At 41.2% G+C, this 25,291-nt stretch carries 24 protein-coding genes and 1 pseudogene; 14 read left to right on the top strand and 11 right to left on the bottom strand.

The window, feature by feature from the left end; all coding sequences use genetic code 11:
* Positions 1 to 17: 17 nt before the first annotated feature.
* Entirely contained in the window at positions 18 to 584 is a 567-nt protein-coding gene (locus ACIROD_RS12820) for a DUF2777 domain-containing protein (RefSeq protein WP_020018810.1), read from the bottom strand.
* Between the two features lie 286 nt (positions 585 to 870).
* On the opposite strand from ACIROD_RS12820, the gene asnB reads away from it, so the two are divergent.
* Positions 871 to 2,718, top strand: a complete 1,848-nt coding sequence (gene asnB / locus ACIROD_RS12825; RefSeq protein ID WP_402941306.1) for an asparagine synthase (glutamine-hydrolyzing) — start codon at positions 871 to 873, stop codon at positions 2,716 to 2,718.
* Positions 2,719 to 2,760: 42 nt separating this feature from the next.
* On the opposite strand, the gene ACIROD_RS12830 is transcribed toward asnB, so the two are convergent.
* Positions 2,761 to 4,512, bottom strand: a complete 1,752-nt coding sequence (locus tag ACIROD_RS12830; protein WP_402941309.1) for a glycoside hydrolase family 13 protein — start codon at positions 4,510 to 4,512, stop codon at positions 2,761 to 2,763.
* Between the two features lie 366 nt (positions 4,513 to 4,878).
* On the opposite strand from ACIROD_RS12830, the gene ACIROD_RS12835 reads away from it, so the two are divergent.
* The 4 genes from ACIROD_RS12835 (at position 4,879) to ACIROD_RS12850 (ending at position 10,924) form a co-directional block, all read left to right on the top strand.
* Positions 4,879 to 6,132: an extracellular solute-binding protein gene (locus ACIROD_RS12835; RefSeq protein ID WP_402941312.1), complete on the top strand. Its 1,254-nt coding sequence runs from the start codon at positions 4,879 to 4,881 to the stop codon at positions 6,130 to 6,132.
* Between the two features lie 149 nt (positions 6,133 to 6,281).
* Positions 6,282 to 7,817 carry an alpha-amylase family glycosyl hydrolase gene (locus ACIROD_RS12840; protein WP_402941315.1) on the top strand — a complete coding sequence of 512 codons (1,536 nt, stop codon included), beginning with the start codon at positions 6,282 to 6,284 and terminating at the stop codon, positions 7,815 to 7,817.
* Between the two features lie 79 nt (positions 7,818 to 7,896).
* Entirely contained in the window at positions 7,897 to 9,546 is a 1,650-nt protein-coding gene (locus tag ACIROD_RS12845; protein WP_101224142.1) for a glycoside hydrolase family 13 protein, read from the top strand.
* Between the two features lie 334 nt (positions 9,547 to 9,880).
* A complete protein-coding gene (locus tag ACIROD_RS12850; RefSeq protein WP_101224141.1) occupies positions 9,881 to 10,924 on the top strand; it encodes a LacI family DNA-binding transcriptional regulator in 1,044 nt (347 codons plus the stop codon).
* A 35-nt stretch (positions 10,925 to 10,959) separates the two neighbouring features.
* Here the strand turns inward: ACIROD_RS12850 and ACIROD_RS12855 are convergent, their stop codons facing one another.
* From ACIROD_RS12855 to ACIROD_RS12875, 5 genes are all read right to left on the bottom strand, one after another.
* Complete coding sequence (locus ACIROD_RS12855) at positions 10,960 to 11,739, bottom strand: MBL fold metallo-hydrolase (protein ID WP_402942907.1); 780 nt, start codon at positions 11,737 to 11,739, stop codon at positions 10,960 to 10,962.
* A 119-nt stretch (positions 11,740 to 11,858) separates the two neighbouring features.
* Positions 11,859 to 12,734 (bottom strand): SDR family oxidoreductase, encoded by an 876-nt coding sequence (locus ACIROD_RS12860; protein WP_402941320.1) that lies wholly within the window; start codon positions 12,732 to 12,734, stop codon positions 11,859 to 11,861.
* Positions 12,735 to 12,975: 241 nt separating this feature from the next.
* Positions 12,976 to 13,467, bottom strand: coding sequence for a YajQ family cyclic di-GMP-binding protein (locus ACIROD_RS12865; protein WP_101224139.1), 492 nt, complete (start codon positions 13,465 to 13,467; stop codon positions 12,976 to 12,978).
* Between the two features lie 103 nt (positions 13,468 to 13,570).
* A complete protein-coding gene (locus ACIROD_RS12870) occupies positions 13,571 to 13,702 on the bottom strand; it encodes a DUF3941 domain-containing protein (protein WP_082196697.1) in 132 nt (43 codons plus the stop codon).
* Positions 13,703 to 13,770: 68 nt separating this feature from the next.
* The gene (locus ACIROD_RS12875; protein WP_101224138.1) at positions 13,771 to 14,637 is read right to left on the bottom strand and encodes a DegV family protein; all 867 of its coding nucleotides are present in this window, start codon (positions 14,635 to 14,637) and stop codon (positions 13,771 to 13,773) included.
* A 157-nt stretch (positions 14,638 to 14,794) separates the two neighbouring features.
* Here ACIROD_RS12875 and ACIROD_RS12880 point away from each other — a divergent pair, with 157 nt between their 5' ends.
* Together ACIROD_RS12880 and ACIROD_RS12885 are read left to right on the top strand one after the other, a co-directional pair.
* Positions 14,795 to 15,637 carry a YitT family protein gene (locus tag ACIROD_RS12880; protein ID WP_402941325.1) on the top strand — a complete coding sequence of 281 codons (843 nt, stop codon included), beginning with the start codon at positions 14,795 to 14,797 and terminating at the stop codon, positions 15,635 to 15,637.
* Positions 15,638 to 15,772: 135 nt separating this feature from the next.
* Positions 15,773 to 16,021, top strand: a pseudogene (locus ACIROD_RS12885) (KGG domain-containing protein); the annotation flags it as partial.
* 42 nt (positions 16,022 to 16,063) lie between these two features.
* Here ACIROD_RS12885 and ACIROD_RS12890 read toward each other — a convergent pair.
* The 3 genes from ACIROD_RS12890 to ACIROD_RS12900 all read right to left on the bottom strand — a co-directional run bounded on the left by ACIROD_RS12890 (position 16,064) and on the right by ACIROD_RS12900 (position 17,325).
* Positions 16,064 to 16,255 carry a DUF3813 domain-containing protein gene (locus ACIROD_RS12890; RefSeq protein WP_101224136.1) on the bottom strand — a complete coding sequence of 64 codons (192 nt, stop codon included), beginning with the start codon at positions 16,253 to 16,255 and terminating at the stop codon, positions 16,064 to 16,066.
* Positions 16,255 to 16,407: a hypothetical protein gene (locus tag ACIROD_RS12895; protein WP_202190617.1), complete on the bottom strand. Its 153-nt coding sequence runs from the start codon at positions 16,405 to 16,407 to the stop codon at positions 16,255 to 16,257. Before ACIROD_RS12895 ends, ACIROD_RS12890 begins: the two co-directional genes overlap by 1 nt.
* Positions 16,408 to 16,509: 102 nt before the next feature.
* A complete protein-coding gene (locus tag ACIROD_RS12900) occupies positions 16,510 to 17,325 on the bottom strand; it encodes a Cof-type HAD-IIB family hydrolase (protein ID WP_101224135.1) in 816 nt (271 codons plus the stop codon).
* Positions 17,326 to 17,555: 230 nt separating this feature from the next.
* Between ACIROD_RS12900 and ACIROD_RS12905 the strand changes: the two genes are divergently transcribed.
* The 3 genes from ACIROD_RS12905 (at position 17,556) to moaA (ending at position 19,869) form a co-directional block, all read left to right on the top strand.
* Entirely contained in the window at positions 17,556 to 18,344 is a 789-nt protein-coding gene (locus ACIROD_RS12905) for an alpha/beta fold hydrolase (RefSeq protein WP_230177371.1), read from the top strand.
* A 95-nt stretch (positions 18,345 to 18,439) separates the two neighbouring features.
* Positions 18,440 to 18,748: a metal-sulfur cluster assembly factor gene (locus ACIROD_RS12910; RefSeq protein ID WP_034314562.1), complete on the top strand. Its 309-nt coding sequence runs from the start codon at positions 18,440 to 18,442 to the stop codon at positions 18,746 to 18,748.
* 107 nt (positions 18,749 to 18,855) lie between these two features.
* Positions 18,856 to 19,869: a GTP 3',8-cyclase MoaA gene (gene moaA, locus ACIROD_RS12915; protein WP_402941332.1), complete on the top strand. Its 1,014-nt coding sequence runs from the start codon at positions 18,856 to 18,858 to the stop codon at positions 19,867 to 19,869.
* A 228-nt stretch (positions 19,870 to 20,097) separates the two neighbouring features.
* Here the strand turns inward: moaA and ACIROD_RS12920 are convergent, their stop codons facing one another.
* Positions 20,098 to 20,787 (bottom strand): Crp/Fnr family transcriptional regulator, encoded by a 690-nt coding sequence (locus ACIROD_RS12920; protein ID WP_101224132.1) that lies wholly within the window; start codon positions 20,785 to 20,787, stop codon positions 20,098 to 20,100.
* 232 nt (positions 20,788 to 21,019) lie between these two features.
* Between ACIROD_RS12920 and argC the strand changes: the two genes are divergently transcribed.
* From argC to ACIROD_RS12940, 4 genes are read left to right on the top strand one after another with little or no spacing between them, the layout of a single operon-like run.
* Positions 21,020 to 22,057, top strand: coding sequence for an N-acetyl-gamma-glutamyl-phosphate reductase (gene argC / locus ACIROD_RS12925; RefSeq protein WP_230177377.1), 1,038 nt, complete (start codon positions 21,020 to 21,022; stop codon positions 22,055 to 22,057).
* A 16-nt stretch (positions 22,058 to 22,073) separates the two neighbouring features.
* Complete coding sequence (gene argJ / locus ACIROD_RS12930) at positions 22,074 to 23,306, top strand: bifunctional ornithine acetyltransferase/N-acetylglutamate synthase (RefSeq protein ID WP_260356926.1); 1,233 nt, start codon at positions 22,074 to 22,076, stop codon at positions 23,304 to 23,306.
* 12 nt (positions 23,307 to 23,318) lie between these two features.
* Positions 23,319 to 24,092, top strand: coding sequence for an acetylglutamate kinase (gene argB / locus ACIROD_RS12935; protein ID WP_402941338.1), 774 nt, complete (start codon positions 23,319 to 23,321; stop codon positions 24,090 to 24,092).
* The gene (locus tag ACIROD_RS12940) at positions 24,089 to 25,240 is read left to right on the top strand and encodes an acetylornithine transaminase (protein ID WP_402941341.1); all 1,152 of its coding nucleotides are present in this window, start codon (positions 24,089 to 24,091) and stop codon (positions 25,238 to 25,240) included. Before argB ends, ACIROD_RS12940 begins: the two co-directional genes overlap by 4 nt.
* Positions 25,241 to 25,291: the final 51 nt, after the last annotated feature.

The following is a 25,291-nucleotide window of genomic DNA, read 5'->3' on the forward strand; positions in this document are numbered from 1 at the left end:
CCGTTTTCTTTTACCCGTTATTGTGAATTCACTTTCTCAATGACGATCCTTTTTCCGGTGTTCAGGGTGAATTCAAAACGATCATGATCCTTTTTCCCGTAAGAAAAGTGGTGCTGAACGAGACAAATTTGGCTCTCGTTATCAAAGGTGAAAAAATTCACGCCGGACTGGTTTGGGACTGCCCTTAAAAAGGTGAGCTGGTTATAGCTATATATACAATCATAAATAGAAAAATCAAGTGAATTCAATGTCGTTACAAATTGGAAAAAAGAATCGTCGTTCAATTCTTCCAATAAACGTTCAAAAGAGTAGAGCAGTTTTTTGCGTATCCGAATGGGCTCATTTTCCCTTAAGAAGGTGATTTCCCGATGAAGCAGGATTTTCCCCTCTTCTTCAATTACTCCTTGCTGCCAGCGCCCACCCCTGTACACTTCGATGATGCTGTCAACGTGGTCTTCAATGGAGCAGGCCTCATCTGTTTCATCATCGAAAAAAATCCATTGTTGATTGATATTTTCCACTGTTCCTTCGGTAAAAGCTCTTGTTTGCCTGTTCATTAACTTAGTTCGTTGTTGCTGACTCATACATATACCTCCAATAGTGGAATCCTCACCTACTTTTTAGTCAAAATCCAATGAAAATATAACTGTATATTTTAAAATATTATGGACAAATAACCATCTTTCCGTCTTTGCATAGGCTATGTTTAAACACGGGATGCTTTGCTCAACAATTCATTAACGACGCCGGGCGTTGTGGGCAGGGGGTTCCTACGGAATGATGCTGAGCGATACTTAGGGACTGTAAATCTTTTTAAGACAGGGAGCCAATATATTTTTGATAGTCCGGATAGAAAGGATGAAGTGTAAAATGTGTGGGATAACAGGCTGGGTGCATTTTCAAAAAGATTTACGGACAAAAACGAAAACGCTGGAAAACATGACAAAAACGTTGGCAAAGCGGGGGCCAGACGAAGAAAATGTTTGGAGCGAAGCCCATGTTGCCTTTGGTCATAAACGGTTAACGGTTGTCGATGCGGAAGGCGGAAAACAGCCGATGACGAAAAATCACGAAAACGGCAGATATACGCTTTGTTATAATGGTGAGCTATATAACACCGAGGATATTCGTAAACAGCTATTATTAAAAGGATATTCCTTTAACGGTCATTCTGATACAGAAGTTTTGCTAACTTCTTATATAGAATGGAAAGAAAAATGCATTGACTTGTTTAATGGGATTTTTGCGTTTGCGATTTGGGATGAAAAGGAACAGAAATTATTCGTTGGAAGAGATCGCATGGGGGTAAAACCATTCTTTTACGCGGAAAGGGACGGCGGGTTCATTTTCGGATCGGAGCTGAAGGCGATTCTGGCCCATCCGGATGTTAAAACGGAGATTGACCGCGAAGGGCTGTCTGAGGTTTTTGGTGTTGGTCCATCCCGAAAGCCAGGTTCAGGCATATTTCATAATATCCAGGAATTAAGGCCTGCCCATGCGCTTACCTTATCAAGGAAAGGCCTCCGGATTTGGAGATACTGGAATGTGAAAAGCGAAGAACACCGGGATACTCTTGATGAGACGGCCGAGAAGGTTCGCTTTCTTGTCGAAGATGCAGTGACGCGGCAACTCGTATCAGATGTTCCGCTGTGTACCTTCTTATCAGGAGGGCTTGACTCAAGCGCGATAACGGCCATTGCTGCAAACGCCTATCAAAAAGAAGGGAAAGGGCCGCTTCATACGTATTCCATTGATTATGAGGATAATGAGCATTATTTTAAAGCAAATGATTTTCAGCCAAACTCTGATGGGTATTGGATTAAAAAGATGTCGGATAGTTTTAACACGGTACACCATTCATCGATCATCACCCAAGAGCAGTTGACAAATTATTTAACGGAAGCAGTCCTTGTAAGGGACCTCCCAGGCATGGCTGATGTCGATTCTTCCTTACTTTGGTTTTGTAAAGAAATCAAGCGAGATTTTGTCGTAGGCCTGTCCGGTGAATGTGCGGACGAAATTTTTGGCGGTTATCCTTGGTTTCATCGTGAGGATGATTTGAATCGTGCTGGTTTTCCCTGGATGAGATCTACGGATGAGCGGGTATCTTTATTGAAAAAGGGATGGCGCGAGAAATTGAAGCTTGAGGAATATGCGCAGGAAGCTTATTTGACCACCCTTGCCGAAACGCCTAAATTGGAAGGCGAAAGCGGTGTAGCAGCAAAGCGAAGAGAGCTTTTCTATGTGAATTTATTATGGTTCATGACGACGCTCCTTGACAGGAAGGACCGGATGAGTATGGGGGCAAGTCTAGAGGTGCGCGTGCCATTTGCCGATCATCGCCTTGTTGAATATGCATGGAACATTCCTTGGGAAATGAAAATGGAAGGCAACCGTGAAAAGGGTATTCTAAGGAAGGCTTTGGAGGGGCTGCTACCGGATGAAGTATTGTATCGTAAAAAAAGTCCATATCCAAAAACCCATAACCCTATATATACAGACCGTGTGCAGGCGTGGTTGAAAGACTTACTGATGGATAAAAGTTCGGTGCTGCATGAGTTTTTCGATAAGCAGAAGCTAACCGATATAGTAGATTCCAGGGGTGCCGCTTTTAAAGTGCCGTGGTTCGGGCAATTGATGTCAGGTCCACAGCTGCTCGCTCACTTGGCACAAACCCATGTATGGTTCAAAGAATATGATATCCAGATAATCGAATGAAAAAAACGGGGCGATTTTCATTGCCCCGTTTTTTTCAATGCCTCAATGATTGATTGCGAGAATTTTATATTGATAACCGCTCAATTCAAATTTGCCAACTTGTGTGGTTTCCTTTGTTCTTAAATCCGTTAGTGTACGTCCTTCCAAATCAAAAGGGAGGGTAAAGGATTGCTGGACATCCGTCGGATTGATGAGGACCACGACAGAACGTTTGTCATTATACTTTTGGTAGGCCACGATATTTTCGTTTCCGGCTGTATCAAGGAATTTGAACTTCCCGTCATTGGCAAGTAATCGTTCTTCTTTTCGCAAGTGGATCAATGCCTTAATTTCATTGAGCAGCTCGGTGTTTTGTTTTTCCTCTTCCCAGACCATGCATTTTCGGCACCCTGGATCCATGCCACCGGTTAATCCGATTTCATCGCCATAGTATATACAAGGGCTGCCATTGAATGTCAGCAGGATTGCGTGGATGAGCTTGGCTCGAGCTAGATCTTCCCCGCAATCCGTGTAAATCCGCGGTGTATCATGACTTCCAAGAAGATTGAATGTCACGTCAAAAACATTGGTCGGATAACTGTGATAGATGGCTGTCATTTCTTCTGTGAACTCGCGTGCTTTGATGGTTTGTGAGGCGACCAGGCGAAAAACTTGGTTGGTGAAAGGGTAATTCATGACGGCATCGAACTGATCGCCGCGAAGCCATGGCATTGAGTCATGCCAAATTTCCCCAAGAATATAAAGGTCAGGCTTTATTTTTTTCACCGTTGTTCGAAATTCACGCCAGAATGGCTGGTCGACTTCATTTGCCACATCGAGCCGCCAGGCGTCTATATCGAACTCCTTGATCCAATAAGCCGAGACTTCGAGCAGATATTCTTTCACCTCCGGATTTGCCGTATTCAATTTTGGCATCGATTCAAAAAAACCGAATGTTTCATAATTGGGCCTTTCCCCTCCCTTAAGAGGGAAGCTGTGTGGGTGGAACCAATCCTTATATTTCGATTTCTCTCCCTTTTCGAGTAAATCCTGAAAAGGGGGGAAATAGTAGCCGCTATGGTTAAAAACGGCATCGAGCATGACCCGGATATTCCGTTTGTGGCATTCGGCTATTAGCGTTTTCAATGTTTCCTTCGTTCCGAATTGCGGATCGATACTCCGATAATCAATCGTATCGTATTTATGATTGGAGTGGGCATGGAAAATCGGCGTGAAATAGATTCCGTTGATGCCGAGATTCTCTAGGTAATCCAAATGTTCAATGATTCCTTCAAAGTCCCCGCCAAAAAAATTATCCACCGCCGGATCTTCACTTCCCCAGGGTTTCACACCTTCCGGATCGTTATCGGGGTTTCCGTTCGCAAAACGTTCAGGGAAAATTTGGTACCAAATTGTATCCTTGATCCATTCCGGTGCCCCGAAAACTTCATTTTGATGTAGATAGGGAATCGCGAAATAGCATCCTGGATCTCGAGGGGCTTCTTTAAAGAAGCCCTTTTCCGTGTAAAATGCACTTTCTTCTTCTGAGGTTACCTTGAACCCATATCGTATTCTTCGGTAAGGAGGTTTCACATAAATATGCCAATAATCATAACGGTTATCGCTGCCTGACAAGCTCATGGGAAGTTCTTCATACTGCCATTGACCATTATCTGATATGTATGGATCACCAAAAATCAATCCAACTGAGGAGATATCTTGTTTTTTCGTACGTAGGCGGATATGTAGGGTTTCAGTGTTGATGGGATAGCCGTAATTGTCATTAGGTCTATGGTGTATGGATGAAAATTCCATATAAAACCACTCCAATTCTATAAGTATTTGAGGATGTGAAAAAGGAAACTTTCCAGCTGTTTATGAGGGGGGATCTCTATGAAGCTGCACTAGCCAGGTTAAGTGCTTTTTCAATATGGTTATATACCCTATTTCAATTGAAAGAAGCACTTATTAACTAAAAAATAACAAAAAGTGTTCATCACTACAAGGAAATAAATACACCAAGGAAAATGTTGTAAAAACCAAAGCCGTTCATATAATGATAACAATAGCTTTGGCATCGCTTTCATTAAGTGGCTTTATTTGAAGTACTGAACTGAAAAAACGGTATTATTTGGTGCTTTTGGACATGATAGAATAAACATTTTAAAAAGGAGAATCAAAGTGAAGAAGCTGATTTTTCATTTGTTCATGTCCATGTTTTTGATCGTTAGTGTAAGTGCTTGTGGTTCCAGTTCAGATTTGGAAAATGAAGCAGTGAAAGAAGAAAATAAGGAAAAGGAAGACGAAGCCAGCAATGAAGCGAAGCCGGAAAAATTGATCATTTGGGAGGAAAAAGGTAGAGCGGAGGCCCTAAAGCCGGTGATTGAAGCTTTTGAAAAAGAATATGGAATCAACGTTGAGCATGAAGAGCTTGAAATAGCTACCGAGATGTATGAACGGCTTCGTCGTGATGGGCCAATCGGAAACGGAAAGGCCCCGGATGTCGTAACTTTTTCTCATGAAAGAGTCGGGCAAATCGTGAAGGAAGGCTTAATTCAGGAAGTGAAGGTGGAAGATGAGGTATTGAATGCCTTCATTGAACCTTCAATTAGGGGGGAAATGTATCAAGATAAGGTATTTGGATTGCCGAAATCCGTAAACACATCCGTTTTCTTTTATAATAAAAATTTGATGGCTAAGGCTCCTGAGACGATGAATGGCCTTTATAAAATGGCGAAGGAATTAAGAAAGGGTGACGTTCATGGTTACTACGCCAAATGGAATGGTTTCCATGATTCGTATGGAGTAATCGCTGGAATGGGAGGTTATATATTTAAAGATAAGAATGGGAAACTAGACCCTTCCGACATTGGTTTGAATAATAAGGGTGCCATAAAAGGGGCTGCATACATCCAAAAATGGTATAGGGCGGGTTTGATTCCCAAAGGCGACAAGGCAGCGATCGAAAAGTTGTTCATGCAAGGGAATTTGGCTTCTATCATGAGTGACGGGAACTCATTTACCGAGCGGAAGGATACAGGAATTGCCCCCATGCCTGAATTGCCCAATGGCAAGCCAATGAAAACGTTCATGGAAATCAAAGGCTGGCATGTAACAGCATTCACAAAACATCCTTATTGGTCTACGAAGTTAGTTGAATATTTGACTAATGATGATAATGCAATGCAGCGTTATGATTTAACAGGGGAATTCCCTCCGAATAAATCAATCAAACACAATGCCGCAATCAATGAAAATGAAAGGGCACAAGCCTTAAGCATACAATTACAATACGCTGAACCAGTACCGAATATTCCGGAAATGAATAAGGTATGGGGACCGATGAATTCAGCCATGGATGAAATGACCACTCAAAAAGCAAAACCAAAAAGGGCTTTGGATAAAGCGGTCAAGACGATAAATAAAGAACGTTAATCATGTTCTGCCTTTTTTAATTCAGAAACCATAACCAGTATCCCCAATTTGTCCCTTTAGTGTAAAGTTTTTTATAAATTGGATTTGACGTTAAGGGGTCAAAAGGCTAATCTTAAAGGCGTAAAGAGATAGCTAGGAGGAGAGCGGATATGAGAAAAAGAGTGTTATCACTCGCTTTAATTCCGTTGCTTCTTTTTTACGCCATTCCAGTAGGAGCAGCTGAAAAAGAACAACGAACTTGGAAGGATGAAATCGTATATTCATTATTGGTCGACAGATTTTTCGATGGGAATACTCAAAATAATGGAGATGCGAACGTGAATGACCCTTCCGCGTTTAATGGTGGGGATTTCGAAGGTGTCACGAAGAAACTTAATTATTTAAAAGATATGGGTTATACCGCTATCATTCTTTCACCGATTTTCGCTAACGATGAAAAAGGCTATCATGGCGATTGGGTGGCCGATTTTTATAAAACGGATAAACACTATGGGACAATGAAAGAGTTTAAAAAACTCGTGAATGAGGCACATAAACGTGATATGAAGGTGATCATTGATTTTCAAGCAAATAATGTGGGTCCTGACTCCACTTGGCTGACCGATCAAAAAAAACAAGATTGGTTCCATGAAGAAAAAAAGATTTCCAAGGACGGTAGCCAAACGGATTTGGAAACAGGCTGGGTCGATGGTCTTCCCGATTTGAATCAAGATAATGAGGAAACAAGAAAATATTTACTGGATGCTGCCAAATGGTGGATAACGGAAACCGATATTGATGGATACCGTATAAATAAAGTCCAATACGTAGCGAAGGATTTTTGGAAGGAATTTGTGGATGCAGTTAAATCTGAAAAATCAAATTTCTATACAATCGGCGATGTGCAAGGTGATGCCGAATTGATTTCAAGCTACAAGGAGACGGGTATCGATGCTTTTATGGCTTATCCGCAAAATTCAGAGCTACGGAAAGCATTTGCTGCACCCGATAAAGAATTAAAACCTGTTTTTGATGCGTTTGCGAAAAGCGAAGATAAATTAGGGGGCAATGCCCATCAGGCATTGTTCATGGATACAGAGGGAATGCCCCGGTTTACAAAGGATGCAGCCGACCATAACGAAAATCCAGGTTCCAGATGGAGAATGGCGCTGTCGTATCTTTATACTATGCCAGGGGTGCCAATCGTATTTTATGGTTCGGAAATTGCCTTGAACGGCGATATTGCCCCGGACAATCATAAATTGATGAATTTTAAGACAGAACAGGAATTGGTGGAATATATAACAAAGCTTTCTGACCTCAGAGACATGTACCCAGCATTGAAAAAAGGGGATATGGAGCTTTTATATGAAAAAGGTGGGGCTTCGGTATTCAAGCGTGTATATGGTGAAGAAACGATTGTCGTCGCCATGAACAATACGACTGAAACTCAAACGATAAACCTTACTGATAAGGAGCTTGAAAGCAATAAAGAGTTGAGAGGTATGCTGAATGGGGATCTGGTCCGCAGTAAGGACAACAGCTACTCTATCGTAATCGACAGGGAGACGACAGAAGTCTACACGCTGTCACCTAAGTCGATTATTAATATTCCTTACCTGTTAGTTATAGGATTGGTTCTTCTTATTTTTGGTATATTCATTGCTTTGGTTATTAAGCGTTCAAAACGAAACCAACCAAAATAATCATATGCCTCTCGATTGTCGGTAGCCGCCAAACATTGTCCCTAAGGCTTTGTGGAAAACAGGATCGGGAGGTTACAGCATGAATAAGACCTGGTGGAAAGAAGCGGTTTGCTATCAAATATACCCGCGCAGTTTCATGGATAGTAATGGTGATGGAATCGGGGATATAAAAGGATTGATATCTAAGCTTGACTACCTGCAGGATTTGGGGATAGATGTTATTTGGATTTGTCCATTTTATAAATCTCCCAATGCGGATAATGGCTATGATATTAGTGATTATCAAGCAGTTTCCGATGAATTCGGTTCAATTGAAGATATTGATCTATTATTGAAAGATGTTCATGGACGTGGGATGAAGGTGATACTCGATCTTGTTTTGAATCATACAAGTGATGAGCACCCCTGGTTCGTCGAGTCACGTTCTTCCCGCGATAATCCGAAACGGGATTGGTATATATGGAGGGATGGGCAGGACGGCCGTGAGCCTAATAATTGGGAAAGCATCTTTTCCGGAAGTGCCTGGAAATTCGATGAAAGGACCAATCAATACTATTTACATTTATTTGCCGAAAAGCAGCCAGACTTAAACTGGAAAAATACTGATGTGCGAAAGGCATTATATGAAATGGTCAATTGGTGGCTCGATAAGGGAATCGATGGCTTCCGGATTGATGCGATCACGCATATTCATAAGCGTGAAGGCCTTCCGGATATGCCCAATCCTTATTGGCATCAGTATGTACCTGCGTTTGAAATGCATACCAATCAGGACGGAATTCTGGATTACCTTCAGGAGTTGAAAGAAGAGACTTTCTCTAAGTATGATATCATGACGGTCGGTGAGGCCAATGGCGTCAGGATTGAGCAGGCGGAAGAATGGGTCGGGGAATCGAAGGGGAAGTTCAATATGATCTTTCAATTTGAACATCTAGGGCTTTGGAATAGGGGACAGAATCACGATGTTGATGTTCAAGGGTTAAAGCGCACAATGACCAAATGGCAAAAGGGGCTGAAAAACAAAGGATGGAATGCTTTGTTTTTTGAAAATCATGACCAGCCGAGAAGTGTATCCACCTGGGGAAATGATCAACAATTTTGGTTGGAAAGCGCAAAAATGATAGGGGCCCTATACTTTTTTATGCAAGGGACACCTTTTATTTATCAAGGTCAGGAAATTGGCATGACGAATGTCCAATTTGATTCGATTGATGATTATGATGATGTCGGTATGAAAAACTTCTACCGGATAGAGACCTCGAAAGGTCGTCCTCATGATGAAATCATGAACATTATATGGCATAGCGGCCGTGATAATTCACGAACACCGATGCAATGGAACGATATTGAAAATGGCGGATTCACCCATGGAACACCTTGGATGAGGGTTAATCCAAATTATCGCGCCATTAATGTAGAACAGCAGAAAAATGATCCGTCATCCATTTATCATTTTTATAAAAGGATGATTGAACTTCGAAAAAAACATCAGGTCCTCGTTTATGGGGAATATGAATTGTTATGGGAAGATCATCCTGAACTTTATATTTATACAAGAAACATGAATGATAATTCAGTCATGGTAATATGTAACTTTAGTATGAATCACCATCAAATCGACCTTTCCTATTGGGGGAAAATGGAACTTTTACTAGCTAATTATGATGATTGCCCTGAGGTATCCCTTATTGATTTACGTCCATATGAAACGAGGATTTATCGTTATTGATTTGCTATGGACTTGATTGGAAATTAGCTTAAAACCTATGTAGTTAGTCGTCTGACTTCTTATTTTCCAATACACCTGTCGTTTTTGAAGAAGCTGATCATACATCAGCTTCTTTTTGAATTTTAAAATATAGATGAAAAAAAACGGAAAAGTAAGTATTTTCTGAAAAATTGAACAAACATTAAAAAAAGTATGGATATAACTATTGAACTGAGTGTATTATGAATACATACAAAATGTATAAATATAAAACAAATATTAAAGAAGTGTTTATTGGTATTCACCTTTTTTTAAAATGAAGTCAATAAAGGCTAAGAGGGGAGAGGGGAAATGCATGGCCATCACAATAAAAGATGTGGCACAGCTAGCGAATGTTGCTCCTTCAACAGTTTCTCGAGTGATTGCAAACAATCCTCGGATAAGTGAAAAAACAAAGGTACGGGTACGTAAGGCGATGACTAAATTAGGATACCATCCAAACTTCATTGCACGTAGTCTTGCCAATCAATCGACCAGGATCATTGGTTTGGTAATGCCAAGTTCGTCAAATGATTATTATCAAAATCCCTTTTTTCCGACGATCCTCCAGGGTCTAAGTGAGGGAGCCCAGGAAAACCACTATTCCTTGTTGCTAAGCACGGGAAAAACCGAAGATGAAATCTACGAAGGAGTAGTGAATATGGTGCAGGGGGGTATGGTGGATGGAATAATCCTGATGTATTCAAGGATGAACGATCACATTCTGACCTATTTGAGAGAAAGGGCTTTTCCATTTGTAATCATTGGGAAGCCCTATGATTACATCGAGGAGATAACATATGTTGATAATGATAATGTCTTGGCAGCCGAACAGGCAACGGATTACCTTATACAGCTAGGGCATGAAAGGGTTGGATTCATCGGAGGTGATGAATCCCTTGTGATGACCCTTGATCGCTTATCAGGATATGAACGGGCATTGGAGAGGGCTGGAATTGATCGAAGGATGGAATATACCCTGCATGAAGATTTTTTGCATGAAGGGGGACAAGCCGCTGCAAAAAGGTTACTATCCATCGATGAACCACCTACCGCTTTGGTGGTCAGTGATGATCTCATGGCACTTGGCATCGTCCATTCACTTCGCGAGATGGGCGTGCGCACTCCCGAAGAAATGTCAATCGTCAGCTTCAATAACGTTCTTTTCTCTGAACTGTCATTACCGGCCCTGACTTCCGTAGATATTAATATTTTTGATTTGGGATATCAGGCCGCTAAAGGCATCATTCACATGCTGCAGACTGGGGATGCTCCTGCCGGGACCATCATTCCACATCATTTCGTGGAAAGGCACTCCTGCAGATCGATCAAGCAAGGTGCAATGGCCATGACTTATTAAAGAAAAGGGCATTGCAAAAGCAATGCCTTTTTTTGCTAGAAATGTACGCTGAAACTTTTGAATGCATGTACACCCGTTCCGTGTCTGACTAATTTATTCCCTTTAAGATATTTAATGGCTGCTAGAACTTCCTCAAGAATCCTTGGTTCGAGGCCGAGTTGGTTGTGTCCGCCATAGATTTTGGAGACTGCCTTGATCTTTGCGATTTTTTCTAACGAATTAACAAGGTCTTCAGGGCTCGTAGAGGGATAAAATGCATAAACGGGGGTATCTGAATAGAGCAGGTCGCCAGTGAATAAATAACCTGTTTCATTATCCAAAATTGAGATGTGGCCAGGTGAATGCCCAGGCGTGTGATAAATGATTAAACTACGGTTCCCGAGATCGATCGTGTCCCCATCAGATAAGAGCCTATCAGGGTACCCCTGGTATGGCTTGTATGTAAAAGGATCGAATGATTCAGGTATGGGTAATGTTATATCCCGGGCCATGTTCTTTCTTATTTGTTCCAAGGACAAACCATCAATGCCATTGATTAGCCAATTGGCATCATCACCATGAACATAAATGGTATCAAAATCACCGTGACCCCCAATATGATCCGCATGAACGTGTGTAGTCAGGACGGTAATAGGAAGATCGGTAAGCTGGTCTGTAATCCCCTTAATCGAACCGATGCCTAACCCTGTGTCTATTAACGCAGCTCGGGTCTCCCCAAGTAATAAATAGGAATGAACTTTCTCCCAATGACCATATTCACTGATTGCAAACGTATTTGGGTCCAATTCCTGAACGGTAAACCATGGATCTACAATTTTTTTCAAAAATGACTCCACTCCTTCCAATCATATATTCCGCGCTAACCGGTAATATCCTGCTTGAAAGAGCAAAAGCAGCGGATTTGTGAAATCCACTGCTTTTGGAAAGGTAAGGCTTATCCGTTTACAACGGTCCCGCCGTTTACATGGATGACTTGTCCGCTGACATAGGATGAATCATCACTTGCCAAATATACATAGGCTGGTGCCAATTCCTCTGGTTGCCCTGCACGGCCCATTGGAGTATCCTGTCCGAATTTGGCAACATCCTCTTCGCCGAATGAGGCAGGAATCAGCGGTGTCCAGATCGGGCCTGGAGCCACACCGTTCACTCTGATGCCATCTTTTGAAATGGAGTTCGACAGGGCTCTTGTAAATGAAAGTATTGCACCTTTTGTTGAAGAGTAATCGATTAGTTTTGGGTTGCCCTGATAGGCTGTGATAGAGGTTGTATTAATGATGCTGCTTCCTTTTTTAAGGTGCTTCAATGCAGCTTTAGTTAAGTGGAACATCGAGAAAATATTCGTGCGGAACGTTTTTTCCAATTGTTCAGCTGAAATGTCCAGGATACTTGTCTGCACATGCTGTTCTCCGGCGTTGTTGACTAGAATGTCCAAACCGCCAAATTCATCAACCGTTTTTTTGACGACTTCCTGGCAGAAGGCTTCATCACCGATATCACCGGAAATGAGTAAACATTTCTGGCCTTCTTTTTCAATCAATTCTTTTGTCGTTTTGGCATCCTCGTGTTCATCCAAGTAAGCAACTGTCACATTAGCTCCTTCTTTAGCGTAGTAAATGGCAACCGATTTACCGATTCCGCTGTCTCCTCCTGTTATGATTGCCGTTTTACCTTTTAATTTGCCGCTTCCTTTGTAGGCAGCTTTCACTGAATCAGGGTTCGGTTCCATTTTTGTTTCCAGTCCAGGTTGATGCTGCTGATGTTGAGGTGGAAATCCTTGTTTGTTCTGATTTTGGTTTTGAGTAGTCAAGATATAAACGCCTCCCATTTAATTATCTACGCTTTTTCTATTCCTTCTTTTAGGAAAAAGAAAACATGGAAAAAATACCCAAATGAAGTCTTGTTTAATGTTTTAACTGAAGGGAACATGACTAGTCTTTCCATGTTCCATGAAGGTGATTCATTTGAAGAAAAAGGGGGGGATGAACTCTTATGGAGGCCGTTGCAACAAATAAAAAAAGACCCACCCAAAGCAGGTGAGCCCTTGATACTTAGCGGTAATTTAGGAATTGTACATCAATGGACAGATCAGCGCCCCGGATCGCGGAAATGATTCCTTGTAAATCATCCCGGTTCTTACCGGTAACCCGGATTTGATCATCCTGGATTTGGCTTTTCACTTTAAGACCGCTATTTTTAATGATGGTATTGATTTTTTTTGCTTGCTCCTTATCGATGCCTTGAATTAACTTAGCCCGTTGGCGAACGGTTCCGCCAGAAGCTCCTTCTAATTTGCCATAATCCAGGTTCTTGACGGGTACGTCACGTTTAATGAGCTTACTGATGAGAACATCCTTCAGCTGATCGAGCTTATATTCATCGTCGGATACTAGAACCAGGTCTTCTTTTTCAATTGAGATGCTGCTTATGCTCCCTTTAAAATCATAGCGAGTCTGTATTTCCTTCATAGCCATGGTAACTGCATTCGTTACCTCTGAAAAGTCTACTTTCGAAACAATATCAAATGAATTTTCCTTTGCCATCACTTACCTCCAGCAGGGTTTATTTCCTTTATTATAGAGAAAGTGTGATAGGAAGACAACTATATAAACGATATTAAAAAAGCGAGGGGACTAGCCCCGCGCTTCATTTATGGTCCGTTTTCTTCGAATAGGAGTGCTTACCTGCAGTAAGGTTTTCCTGATAAGCGATATTTTTTTCAGCATTTCTTGCTTGGTTATCTTTGGGCCTTTTATTGTCATCGGTTGTTTTGGACATAGTGAAAACTCCCTTCCATAATCTGATCAATATATATTGTTCACAATTATGGAAGGGAGTATGTATGTTTATGATTTCTCAGGGGTATCGTTTAAGAAGAAGAGGGCAATTGTGCCAGGACCGGCATGTGCACCGATGACGGAGCCAATTGTATGGATCATGAAGTCGGTTGTCCCAAATTCATTTTGGATGGCTTCCTTCCATTCCAGTGCCGTTTCTTCATCATCGCCATGACTGATGGCAATCGTTTGGGTTGTTAAATTTTTGCCTCTTTCGTGCATTAATTCGATTACACGTTTAATCAATTTCTTTTTGCCGCGTATCTTTTCGAGCGGAACAAGCTTCCCATCTTCAACATGCAATAACGGTTTAATGTTTAATAAACCGCCAACAAGGGCAGATGTCTTGGAGATGCGGCCGCCACGGGCCAGATATTCTAGGTTATCTACAGTGAATAGATGCTCCATATGCCGCGTTTGGAATTCGATGGCAGCCAGGATTTCTTCTTTAGTGGCACCGTTTGCTGCCAGATCGGCCGCTTTCTTTACAATTAAACCGACGCCCATTGAAGCACATTTCGTATTGACGATTTCAATGTCAAGTTCAGGGTACTCTTCCTTCACCTGATTAAGAATCATCACTGCCGTTTGATATGTTCCTGATAACTCAGAAGAAAAGGCTATATATATCCCTTGTTTTTTCTCCTTGGCAAACTGTGTGAAAAGTTCTATAAAGTATTCTGGGGAAGCTTGCGATGTTTTCGGGGCTTTTCCTTCAAGCATCGCCTGATAGACTTCGTGAGAATTAATAGTAAGTAAATCTTCATAATTTTCCCCGTCAAGATGGACTTGTAAAGGGATTAATGAAACATTGTTTTCCTTATAGAAAGACAACGGCAAATCACATGCACTATCTGCAAGAATTGTGATAGCCATAATACACCTGCTTTCTTTTTACAATTTTTAGAAAAATGAGTGGTCACTCTACTTTTTAGTGTAGCACGTAACGGTGAAAATTCAATCTCTACGTAAATAGAATAAATAATTAAGGGTAAAAAGATAATAGAATAAGGGTGAAATGGAGGTTTTTAGGATGTTTAGTGGTGAAATGAAGAAAATTATCATAGTTGTGGTCGGAGCATTGCTTAATGCCATTGCAATGAACTTTTTTCTAATACCGGCAAACGTATATGCAAGCGGCTTTACGGGAGTTGCCCAGCTTCTATCAAGGATGATTGGTTCTTTTGCTCCTTTTAATGTATCGACAGGTATTCTATTGCTTTTATTGAACATTCCAGTAACGATCATTGCTTGGCGAAAGGTTGGAAAGTCTTTCACTTTTTATAGTTTCCTCAGTGTTGCCTTGATGTCCTTATTTATGGAAATCATTCCGATTACACGCTGGTCACCTGACATATTGTTGAATGCGGTATTTGGCGGAGTCATTGCTGCAGTAGGTGTGGGGATCACATTGAAATACGGTGCATCGACTGGAGGAATGGATATTATCGCCATGCTTCTTTCACGTAAGAAAGATAAACCTGTAGGTACTTATTTATTTCTGCTGAATGGCGTGATCATTGTAACGGCAGGTGCTGTTTATGGACCGGAAAAAGCTTTGTATACACTTGTTACCCTTTATACATCGACACGTGTCGTGGACGCGATACATACGCGTCATGAAAAGCTTACGGCCATGATCATTACAAAGAAAAGCGAAGAGCTTAAACAGGCAATCCACGCTAAATTAGTTCGCGGAATTACAAGGGTTCCCGCAAAAGGTGCGTTCACTAACGAAACTAAGGAAATGTTATTGATTGTCATTACAAGGTATGAACTGTATGACCTTGAACGGATCATCAAGGAAGTGGATCCACACGCTTTCACAAACATCATAGAAACGTCAGGCATTGTTGGAACTTTCCGCAGGGAATGATATTAACAAAAAATCTAGGCCATTACACTTCTATTACAAAAGGCAGTATTTGGGCGTAATAATTTTATTGCCTGTACAAAACGGCTAATTCTTATATTGTAGCGCCAATTTAAAATCTTAGAAGGAGTGATGAAAATGGCCAACGACGAAAAAATGAGCAGACAGGAAGCAGGCCGTAAAGGCGGGGAAGCCACATCTAAAAATCACGACAAGGATTTTTACCGGGAAATTGGGCAAAAGGGCGGAGAAGCCACATCGGATAATCATGATAAGGAATTCTATCAAGAAATTGGACAAAAGGGTGGGGAAGCCACTGCAGATTCCCATGGTAAAGACTTTTATAAAGAGATCGGTGAAAAAGGCGGTAAGGCACGAAATAACAATTGAAACAAGCGAAAGCCTCCAGGAATCCTGGAGGCTTTCACGTTATTTAGAGTGGTTTTCCAGCTCTTCCTGAAGTTCTCGCAGTTGTTCTTTTTCGGCCTCGTTCGTATTGGCAAAGGCTGATGAAAGAGCGTTTTTAGCGATTTCCTCTGTCTTTTGCTGGTCACCGTCATGCTCAGAGTGGAGAGCTTCTTCAACAAATTCCCTTGCCTTTTGAAATAATTTGTTTCCCATTAGAAGCCACCATAGCTTTGTTCAGACATAATTCTTAACCTGTCTTTTTCTGCTTCTTCAAACGTAGTGTGATAAGGGATTTTTTCGGCATGCTTGGCAACACTTTCTTTGCCCTGCTGTACAAATCGTTTAGATTTACTGCTTTTACCCATTCTTATCTCCTCCGATTCTGAGCGTTTCGACAACTGAATGGATCTGTTGTCCATATTAGTTTGGCTTGAAAGGTCGATATTATGAAGGTAAAAAATGACGTATTAGGCTTTTATATTGAATTTTTCTTCGAGGAAGACGGCTATACCATCTTCTTCATTCGTCAATGTAGTCGTATTTGCTACCGTTTTTACTGGTGAGATCGCATTTCCCATGGCCACCCCGGTTCCCGCGTATTCAAGCATTTCCAAATCATTATCTTCATCACCGAAGGCGATTATCCTATTTTGAGGAATTTCCAGATAGTTGGATACCCGTTTAAGCCCTACGGCTTTACTTAACCCGCTTTTTATTATTTCGATGATATGAAAAGGCTCTGCCCAGCGGCGATGATCGACCAATTCTGCATGAACATCGGATAAATGCTGGCGAATCTGTCCTACGAATTCACTATCTGTGTGAATTAGCATCGAAGTTGGGGAATCCTGAAGGTAATTGCGCAAGTCACCTGTCTTCATGATCGGATTTCCTACATTGAACATGTTCATCAATTTTTCATCATGATAATGGACATAAACTTCATCCCGGACTTCTGCGATTATGTTGTGATATTTAAACTGATCACATGCTTCGACAATCTCTTTCGCAACATTTATATCCAGTGGAGAGTGGTATACCCCCCAGCTTGTATGTAATGGGTGATGGACGAAAGCACCATTGAAATTAACGATTGGTGTATTCAACCCCAATTCCCGGTAATAAAGTTCACTTGAGCGAAAGGGACGCCCGGTGGCGATCATAACTTCGTGTCCATCTTCTTTTAATTTCAGGAGTGTTTTTTTAGTCCTTGAAGAAATTGTTTTGTTATCTGTAAGTAAAGTACCATCAAGATCCAATACGATCAAATGTTTCTCAGCCATGTACACACCTTCTGTTCTTTTTGATTTCATTATATGTGAATATTGTTAAGCCTATTTTAAAGTAAATGTAAATCTTTTTCATTCTTTATGCATTCCTGTATGATATTACTATATCCAGGATTAAGATAATTAAAGCGAAGCTCAGGTTTAAAGGAATGAAATGATGAATGCCAATGCCATTTTGATAATGGTATTGGAAAGACCGGAACAAATTATTCGGAGGGGTTAACTTGATAATAATTGAAAAAGAACTAATTGGAAATATTCCTGTCTTGCACCTAGGTGAAGAAACCACTTTCAAACAGGAATTGCCGCTTATTATTTTTATACATGGTTTTCAAAGTGCAAAAGAGCACAATCTACACTATGCTTATTTATTGGCTGAAAAGGGGTTTCGGGTGCTTCTACCCGATGTGATTCATCATGGGGAAAGGGAAGCCGGTTTAAGTGATTCTCAAATGATGCCCCGTTTTTGGGAAATGGTTTTACAGACAATCCAGGATTTATCTTTGCTGAAGGATGATTTATTATCCCGAAAATTAATTGATCCCGACAGAATTGGCGTAGCGGGTACCTCCATGGGGGGGATAGTGACTAATGGGGCCCTGGCTGCTTATGAATGGATTTCCGCCGGAGTCAGTTTAATGGGTAACCCATCATATGTCGCGTATGCAGAGCTCCAAATGGAGGAGATTAAGAAAAGGAAAGTTAATTTCCCAGCTACTGATGAGGAAGTTGCCAAGGTGATTGAACAGCTCAAGCCATTTGATTTGAGTCTTAATCAGGATAAGCTTTGCAACCGTCCGCTTCTTTTTTGGCATGGTGCCAAAGATCCGGTTGTGCCTTATCAACATGCATACCGTTTTTATGAAGGGGTCAAACCAGGGTATGATAAGGCAGATGAAAAAATTGATTTTATCCTTGACCCCAAGGCTGGACATAAGGTCAGTAGAGAAGGAGTGCTAAAGACAGCAGACTGGTTCGCGAAACATTTACTGTCAGCTGTGCAAAATGCTTAAGTACTTACACAAAATCTGTTATGATGCTTATACGGACATAATGATGAAACCGATAATCTAAAACGAAGAGATTATCCATAAAAGGAGTGATCGAAGTGGATCAAGATACAAAAGACATTATTTTGGGAGCTTTGGAGCAGGTCATTGACCCTGAGCTTGGTATAGATATCGTTAATTTAGGCTTGGTATATGATGTGGATATGGATGAGGAAGGTCTGACTACGGTGACGATGACATTGACAGCAATGGGCTGTCCGATGGCTGGGACGATCGTAGATCAAGTTAAATTGGTTCTGGAAGATATCCCCGAGGTCAAGGAAACGGATGTGAAGATTGTCTGGAGTCCGCCATGGACGAAAGACAAAATGTCCAGATATGCTAAAATTGCATTAGGTATCAAATGAAAACTCTGTAATAGAAATAAAAAGCCAGTCAAAAAAAGTGAATCCATTCAAGGAGCCACTTTTTTATGGTCTGGTTTTTTCTAATACTTTCGGCTAGGAGTGGTTAATTGAACAGTCAAATTAAAGATTCATTGGACAGGCCACTAAGGGATTTAAGGATTTCAGTCATAGATCGCTGTAACTTTCGCTGCCAGTATTGCATGCCTGCTGAAATTTTTCACGATAATTTTCAGTTCCTGCCTAAAAGTGAGCTATTATCTTATGAGGAAATTGTAAGGCTTTCTAAAATATTCGCAGGCTTAGGGGTAAAAAAACTAAGGTTGACTGGCGGTGAACCATTACTACGGAGAGATCTTACCACTCTGATTTCAAATCTCGTTAAAATTGAAGGCATTGAAGATATTGGACTGACCACGAATGGGGTCTTCTTGAAAAAACATGCCGTGAATTTGAGGGAAGCTGGTTTGCAAAGGGTGAATATCAGCTTGGACAGCCTCGATGACGACCTTTTCAAGAAGATGAACGGCAGGGATATCGGCATAAAGCCAGTTATTGAAGGCATCGCTGCTGCCAAGGAAGCAGGGCTTGGCGTAAAAGTGAATATGGTTGTGAAAAAAGAAACCAATGAATCTCAAATCCTGCCGATGGCCCGATTTTGTAAAGATGAGGGCATTCAATTACGCTATATAGAATTCATGGATGTCGGACATACAAATGGCTGGCAGTTGAAGAATGTCATTACGAAAAAAGAACTGCTTGCGATGCTCCAAACCGAATTCGATCTTGAACCGGTTGAAGAAGATTATTTTGGAGAGGTGGCAAAACGCTACCGTTATAAAGGCACTAATGCAGAAGTGGGCTTCATAACCTCGGTATCCGAGTCTTTTTGTTCAAGTTGTACACGTGCACGTCTTTCTGCTAATGGAAGTTTATATACATGCCTGTTTAATGGAAAGGGAAATGACTTGAAGTCATTGCTCCGTTCCGACATGACAGATGAAGAATTGACCGGGTTCATCATTTCACTTTGGAACCGTAGGGACGACCGCTATTCGGATGAGCGGGTAGCGGGAACGGTGAAGAAACAGGAAAAAATCGAAATGTCATTCATTGGCGGGTAATCCGTCCGAATGAGTAAAAAAAGGGATGGCAGTTATGCCATCCCTTTTTTTGAATAGTTGTCAGGAACTGATGTCAGTCATTTTATACTTTTTTTATGCATTTTTATATAGGACACAAGGCAATGAAAATAATTCAATAATCCTAGGGATGGATTTAGCGTGAAATAAACTCCAATCATTTTAAGAACAGTAAGGCATTATGTATTGCTGCTTTTTTATGGGAAGGATTCAATCGATGGTACAAATTTCTATTGGACAGTTTTCACAGTCGATTTCCTGTTTCAAATAGTCAAAGTCAAGAATCGTAATGCGTCCCTTTTTAATGGAGATGACATTGTTTTTCCTTAATTGAGCAAGCATTCGATTGACCACCTCGCGGGATGTGCCGCAAAAATTGGCGAGTTCTTGGTTTGTAAAGGGAAGGTTGATAACTTTACCGTCTTCTGCTTCAGTGCCATAGCTATTTGATAAACGGATGAGGGTTGAGTAAAATGCACCTTTCTTACCGTGCAGGAGCATATCGCGGAATTTAGCCTGGTTTTTACGGTTTTGAGCGGATAACCATGTCATCATCTCGACTGCAAGATGGCTATCGGAGGCGATTTTATCTTCTAATGCTTCTTTGGAGATAACCGCAACAGTTCCATCTTCCATCATTTTTGCATTCATCATATATTTAGGATTTTGAGAAAATAAGACGGTTTCCCCAACCAAATCATTCTCCGAACTAATGCGTATAGTCAATTCCCGACCGTCGGGAACAACCTTGCTCACTTCCACTTTCCCTTTAATAATGTAATACAAATCACTTGCTGGGGTGCTCTCTTGAAAAAGGTAGCGCCCTTTTTCCATATGTTTAACTTGTTGTTTATTATCTAAAATTGCATGCATCCGATTAGATAACGATAATTCATTCATGCATATGACCACCTTTCAGATAGCGTCATTACTCAATTACTACCTTTGATTTAAACGGAAAAAACCCTAGTAGTCAACAAGTTTGGATAATTCTAGGATTTTCGTTGGATAATTTTTCATGTAAAATTTATGTTTTAAATTTTATAAAAATACATTTGATTTTATTTTTATTCAGTCATATAATAATAGAATCAAAGAATGACAGGGACCTGAAATTATAGGAGATGGTTTTATGAACGTATCAATAGTAGGTGCAACGGGTTATGGAGGAATGGAACTAATAAGATTTTTGAATAATCACCCGCAATTTAAAATAAAATCATTGCATACTTCATCCCAATTTGGTCGAAGTTTATATGAAGATAATGCACATTTAATGCATATGAAAGATACATTAGAAAAAATTGATCCGGAAGCGATTGCAAAAAAATCCGATATTGTATTTCTTGCAACTCCTTCCGGTGTTTCCTCGCAATTGATTTCGGAATTTTCTGACCTTGACATTAAAGTGATCGACCTATCAGGAGACCTCAGGCTTCAAACTCCAGGTGAATACGAGCACTGGTATAAAAAGCCGGCCGCGCCTCAGCATATTATTGAAGAGGCCGTATACGGGTTGGCTGAATGGAATGCCGAAGCAATCAAAAAAGCGACGATTATTGCAAATCCTGGGTGCTACCCAACCGCTTCACTATTAGGTCTTGCCCCTTTATTCACTGAAGGATTGGCGGGAGCAGCTGCCGATGTGATCATCGATGCAAAATCCGGGGTTTCAGGGGCGGGTAAATCACCTTCGGCAGTTACCCATTATAGTGAAATGAATGAGAACTTTAAAATATATAAGGTAAATCAACATCAACACATACCTGAAATCGAACAACAGCTTGGGCGATGGTCAACAGGTATACAACCTATTACCTTTAATACACATCTTGTTCCAATGACGAGAGGGATTATGGCAACGATGTATATTAAGGTAAATCGGGAAACCTCAAATGTTGAATTAAAGGATTTATACGAAACCGTATACGAGAACCACCCATTTGTCCGGGTACAGCCCCTTGATCGCTTTCCATCCACGAAACAGGTATATGGATCGAACTTTTGCGATATTGGCGTCGATTATGATGAAAGGACAGGTAAGGTAACGGTGGTTTCGGTAATTGATAATTTAGTGAAGGGTGCTGCAGGGCAGGCCATTCAAAATGCAAATATATTAATGGGACTAGAAGAAACGGCAGGACTATGGAACAGTCCGATATATCCGTAAACTTTGGAGGGAAACAATGAATACACTACAGCAAGTTGAAGAAATCAAACATATTCAAGAAGGAAACATTTTAATGCCCCAAGGGTTCAAAGCGTCAGGTGTCCATGCAGGATTACGCTATTCTAAAAAGGACGTTGGCATCATTTTTACCGATGTCCCAGCATCAGCCGCTGCCGTTTATACACAAAATATAGTTCAAGCAGCTCCAATCAATGTAACGAAAGACAGCATTGCCGTTACTGGGAAACTACACGGCATTGTAGTGAATAGTGCTTGTGCGAATGCTTGTACAGGTGAACAGGGTTTAAAAGATGCAAAGGAAATGAGGAAGCTTGCTGCTCAAAAGTTCGGTTTGGAGGACCATTCATTTGCAGTGGCTTCAACAGGAGTCATAGGGGAATTCATGGAAATGGAAAAGGTAAGGAAAGGCATAGCGTCATTGCAGCCAGAAAATACAACTGAAGCGGCTGAAGCTTTTGGTACAGCCATTTTAACAACGGATATCGTAACGAAGAGCTGTGGTTATGAAACAATCATTGATGGCAAAACCGTGAAAATGGGCGGTGCTGCAAAGGGCTCGGGAATGATTCATCCAAACATGGCCACAATGCTCGGCTTCATTACGACGGATGCTGTAATTGAACCGGCTGATTTACAGCAGGCACTATCCTCGATTACCAATGATACATTCAATCAAATCACGGTTGATGGCGACTGTTCAACGAACGACATGGTGTTGGTGCTCGCGAATGGAGAAGCGAACAATGAACCTTTGACACCTGACCATCCGGAATGGTCCATCTTCCTGGAATTATTAAAGCAAACTTCGGAAAATCTCGCAAAACAAATTGCGAAAGACGGAGAAGGTGCCACAAAACTGATAGAAGTGAATGTTCATGGCATGAATACGAAGCAAGATTCACAGATGATGGCGAAGACGATCGTTGGGTCAAATCTAGTGAAAACGGCAGCTTTTGGAGCGGATGCAAACTGGGGACGAATCATTGCTGCGATGGGAAGAAGCGGAGTGGTATTCAATCCCGATCAAACAACGATCGTTTTTGGTGACATTGTCGTACTTAAAGATGGTGAGCCAATAATGTTTTCTGAGGAAGATGCCAAAGCATACTTGGAAAATGAAAGTATCATCATTAATGTTTATTTGAAAGATGGTAATGAATCAGGCACGGCATGGGGCTGCGATTTAACCTATGATTATGTGAAAATAAACGGAAGCTATCGTTCGTAAGAGGTGAAAAGTATGGACATATTAGTCATTAAGTGCGGCGGCAGCATCATTAACGAGTTATCGGAGTCGTTTTTCAATAGTGTTAAAGAGTTACAAAACCGCGGCTACCATATCGTCTTTGTGCATGGAGGCGGCCCTGATATAAATTCAATGCTTGAAAAATTTGAAATTGAACCTGTATTTGAAGATGGGTTAAGAAAAACGACCACTGAAGTGTTGGAAATTGTGGAACTTATGCTGGCAGGCAAATCAAACCGAAGCCTCGTTCATAAATTGGAGGCTCATGGCATCAAGGCAGTCGGGTTAAATGGCTCAGACGGCGGAATTCTCACAGGTGATTATATCGATGAAAAGAAACTTGGAGCTGTTGGTGAAATACAACAAGTCAATACGGAATTATTCGGGCTTTTATTCGAAAAAGGTTATTGTCCGGTATTGACGCCCATTTCAACTACCGAAGATGGCACTAAATTAAATGTGAATGCCGATATGGCTGCAGGATCTGTAGCGAAGGCACTATCGGCCGATATGTGTTTATTTGTAACCGATGTTAAAGGGGTCTTGAAGAACGGGAAGATCATCGAGAAATTGAATGAAACGGAAACGAAGAATATGATCATGGATGGAAGTATCCATGGGGGAATGATCCCGAAGGTCAATACAGCGTTGTCGGTGCTGAATAAAGGGATTGATGAAGTTATGATCGTTAGTGGGAAAGATCATTTTTATCAAGGCGGTCAATTCATCGGTACGAAATTTCTTCAGGAGGAAGGGGTATTACAATGAGTTCTTTATTTCCAACATATGCAAGGTGGAACATCGAGCCAAGAAAAGCGTCAGGATTGAAGATTACGAGTGTAACAGGTAAAGAGTATTTGGATTTCACATCCGGAATCGGGGTAGTGAATCTTGGACATTGTCATGAGAAGGTAAAAACGGCCGTCACGGAACAGCTTGATAAATATTGGCATGTATCGAATATGTTTCAAAGTTCCATACAGGAACGGACAGCAAAAATGCTGGCTGATGCCTCTGGTTTAAGTCAGGTATTCTTTGCCAACAGCGGTGCCGAGGCGAATGAGGCAGCTATCAAACTAGCACGTAAAGCTACCGGGAAAAGCAAAATTGTCACATGTCAGCAGTCTTTCCATGGCCGTACGTTTGCAACGATGGCTGCAACGGGGCAGGAAAAAATCAAGACTGGTTTCGGACCGATGCTAGCTTCGTTCGAATATGTTCCATTTAATGATAATGAAGCGATGACAGCAGCCATTGATGAAAATACGGCAGCTGTAATGATTGAAATCGTTCAGGGAGAAGGCGGCATACATGTTGTACAGCAATCATATCTGGACGCTATTCAAACTAAATGCCAAGAACACGGAGTTCTCATCATCATAGATGAAATTCAGACGGGGATAGGGCGTACAGGGAAGCCATTCGCATTCCAGCATTTCAATATCCAACCGGACATTATCACTTCTGCAAAAGGACTGGGAAATGGCATGCCAATCGGGGCGATGATTGGGAAGGAAGCGCTGTCTGAGTTTTTTAACCCTGGAAGTCATGGATCCACTTTTGGAGGTAATCCCGTCAGTGTCTCAGCAGCTGAAGCCGTGTTAAAGGAAATTTTCCATTCAGGGTTTTTAAAAGAAACCGTTTCAAAGGCTGAATACCTTAAAAGCCAATTGGCAAAAGCATTGAAGGGCATGGAAGAAGTGAAAGAGATTCGCGGTCTGGGAATGATGGTTGGAATTGAGTGTAAACAAGATGTTCAGGTGTTTTTAATGGAACTGCAAGAAGAGGGCTTACTTGTATTGAGTGCAGGTCCTAAAGTACTTCGTTTACTCCCATCCCTGACAGTTACCGAATCGGAGATCGATAGGGCGATAAATAAAATTAAAAAAGTATTGGCAATAAAACAAACTGTCTAAATTTATTGAATTTTTATAGAACAAAATGAATAATTATGCTATTGTATATAT

The sequence above is a fragment of the Peribacillus sp. NPDC101481 genome, assembly GCF_044767165.1.
Classification (GTDB): domain Bacteria; phylum Bacillota; class Bacilli; order Bacillales; family DSM-1321; genus Peribacillus.

Bases quoted from the DNA above. Each gene is read 5' to 3' on its own strand.
- ACIROD_RS12840 (WP_402941315.1), top strand. From the start codon at position 6,282: ATGAGAAAAAGAGTGTTATCACTCGCTTTAATTCCGTTGCTTCTTTTT.
- ACIROD_RS12875 (WP_101224138.1), bottom strand. From the start codon at position 14,637: ATGGCTATCACAATTCTTGCAGATAGTGCATGTGATTTGCCGTTGTCT.
- ACIROD_RS12880 (WP_402941325.1), top strand. From the start codon at position 14,795: ATGTTTAGTGGTGAAATGAAGAAAATTATCATAGTTGTGGTCGGAGCA.
- ACIROD_RS12830 (WP_402941309.1), bottom strand. From the start codon at position 4,512: ATGGAATTTTCATCCATACACCATAGACCTAATGACAATTACGGCTAT.
- ACIROD_RS12920 (WP_101224132.1), bottom strand. From the start codon at position 20,787: ATGAATGAATTATCGTTATCTAATCGGATGCATGCAATTTTAGATAAT.
- ACIROD_RS12890 (WP_101224136.1), bottom strand. From the start codon at position 16,255: ATGGGAAACAAATTATTTCAAAAGGCAAGGGAATTTGTTGAAGAAGCT.
- argB (WP_402941338.1), top strand. From the start codon at position 23,319: ATGGACATATTAGTCATTAAGTGCGGCGGCAGCATCATTAACGAGTTA.
- ACIROD_RS12865 (WP_101224139.1), bottom strand. From the start codon at position 13,467: ATGGCAAAGGAAAATTCATTTGATATTGTTTCGAAAGTAGACTTTTCA.
- argJ (WP_260356926.1), top strand. From the start codon at position 22,074: ATGAATACACTACAGCAAGTTGAAGAAATCAAACATATTCAAGAAGGA.
- ACIROD_RS12850 (WP_101224141.1), top strand. From the start codon at position 9,881: ATGGCCATCACAATAAAAGATGTGGCACAGCTAGCGAATGTTGCTCCT.
- ACIROD_RS12845 (WP_101224142.1), top strand. From the start codon at position 7,897: ATGAATAAGACCTGGTGGAAAGAAGCGGTTTGCTATCAAATATACCCG.
- argC (WP_230177377.1), top strand. From the start codon at position 21,020: ATGAACGTATCAATAGTAGGTGCAACGGGTTATGGAGGAATGGAACTA.
- ACIROD_RS12940 (WP_402941341.1), top strand. From the start codon at position 24,089: ATGAGTTCTTTATTTCCAACATATGCAAGGTGGAACATCGAGCCAAGA.
- asnB (WP_402941306.1), top strand. From the start codon at position 871: ATGTGTGGGATAACAGGCTGGGTGCATTTTCAAAAAGATTTACGGACA.
- ACIROD_RS12900 (WP_101224135.1), bottom strand. From the start codon at position 17,325: ATGGCTGAGAAACATTTGATCGTATTGGATCTTGATGGTACTTTACTT.
- ACIROD_RS12870 (WP_082196697.1), bottom strand. From the start codon at position 13,702: ATGTCCAAAACAACCGATGACAATAAAAGGCCCAAAGATAACCAAGCA.
- ACIROD_RS12895 (WP_202190617.1), bottom strand. From the start codon at position 16,407: ATGGGTAAAAGCAGTAAATCTAAACGATTTGTACAGCAGGGCAAAGAA.
- ACIROD_RS12820 (WP_020018810.1), bottom strand. From the start codon at position 584: ATGAGTCAGCAACAACGAACTAAGTTAATGAACAGGCAAACAAGAGCT.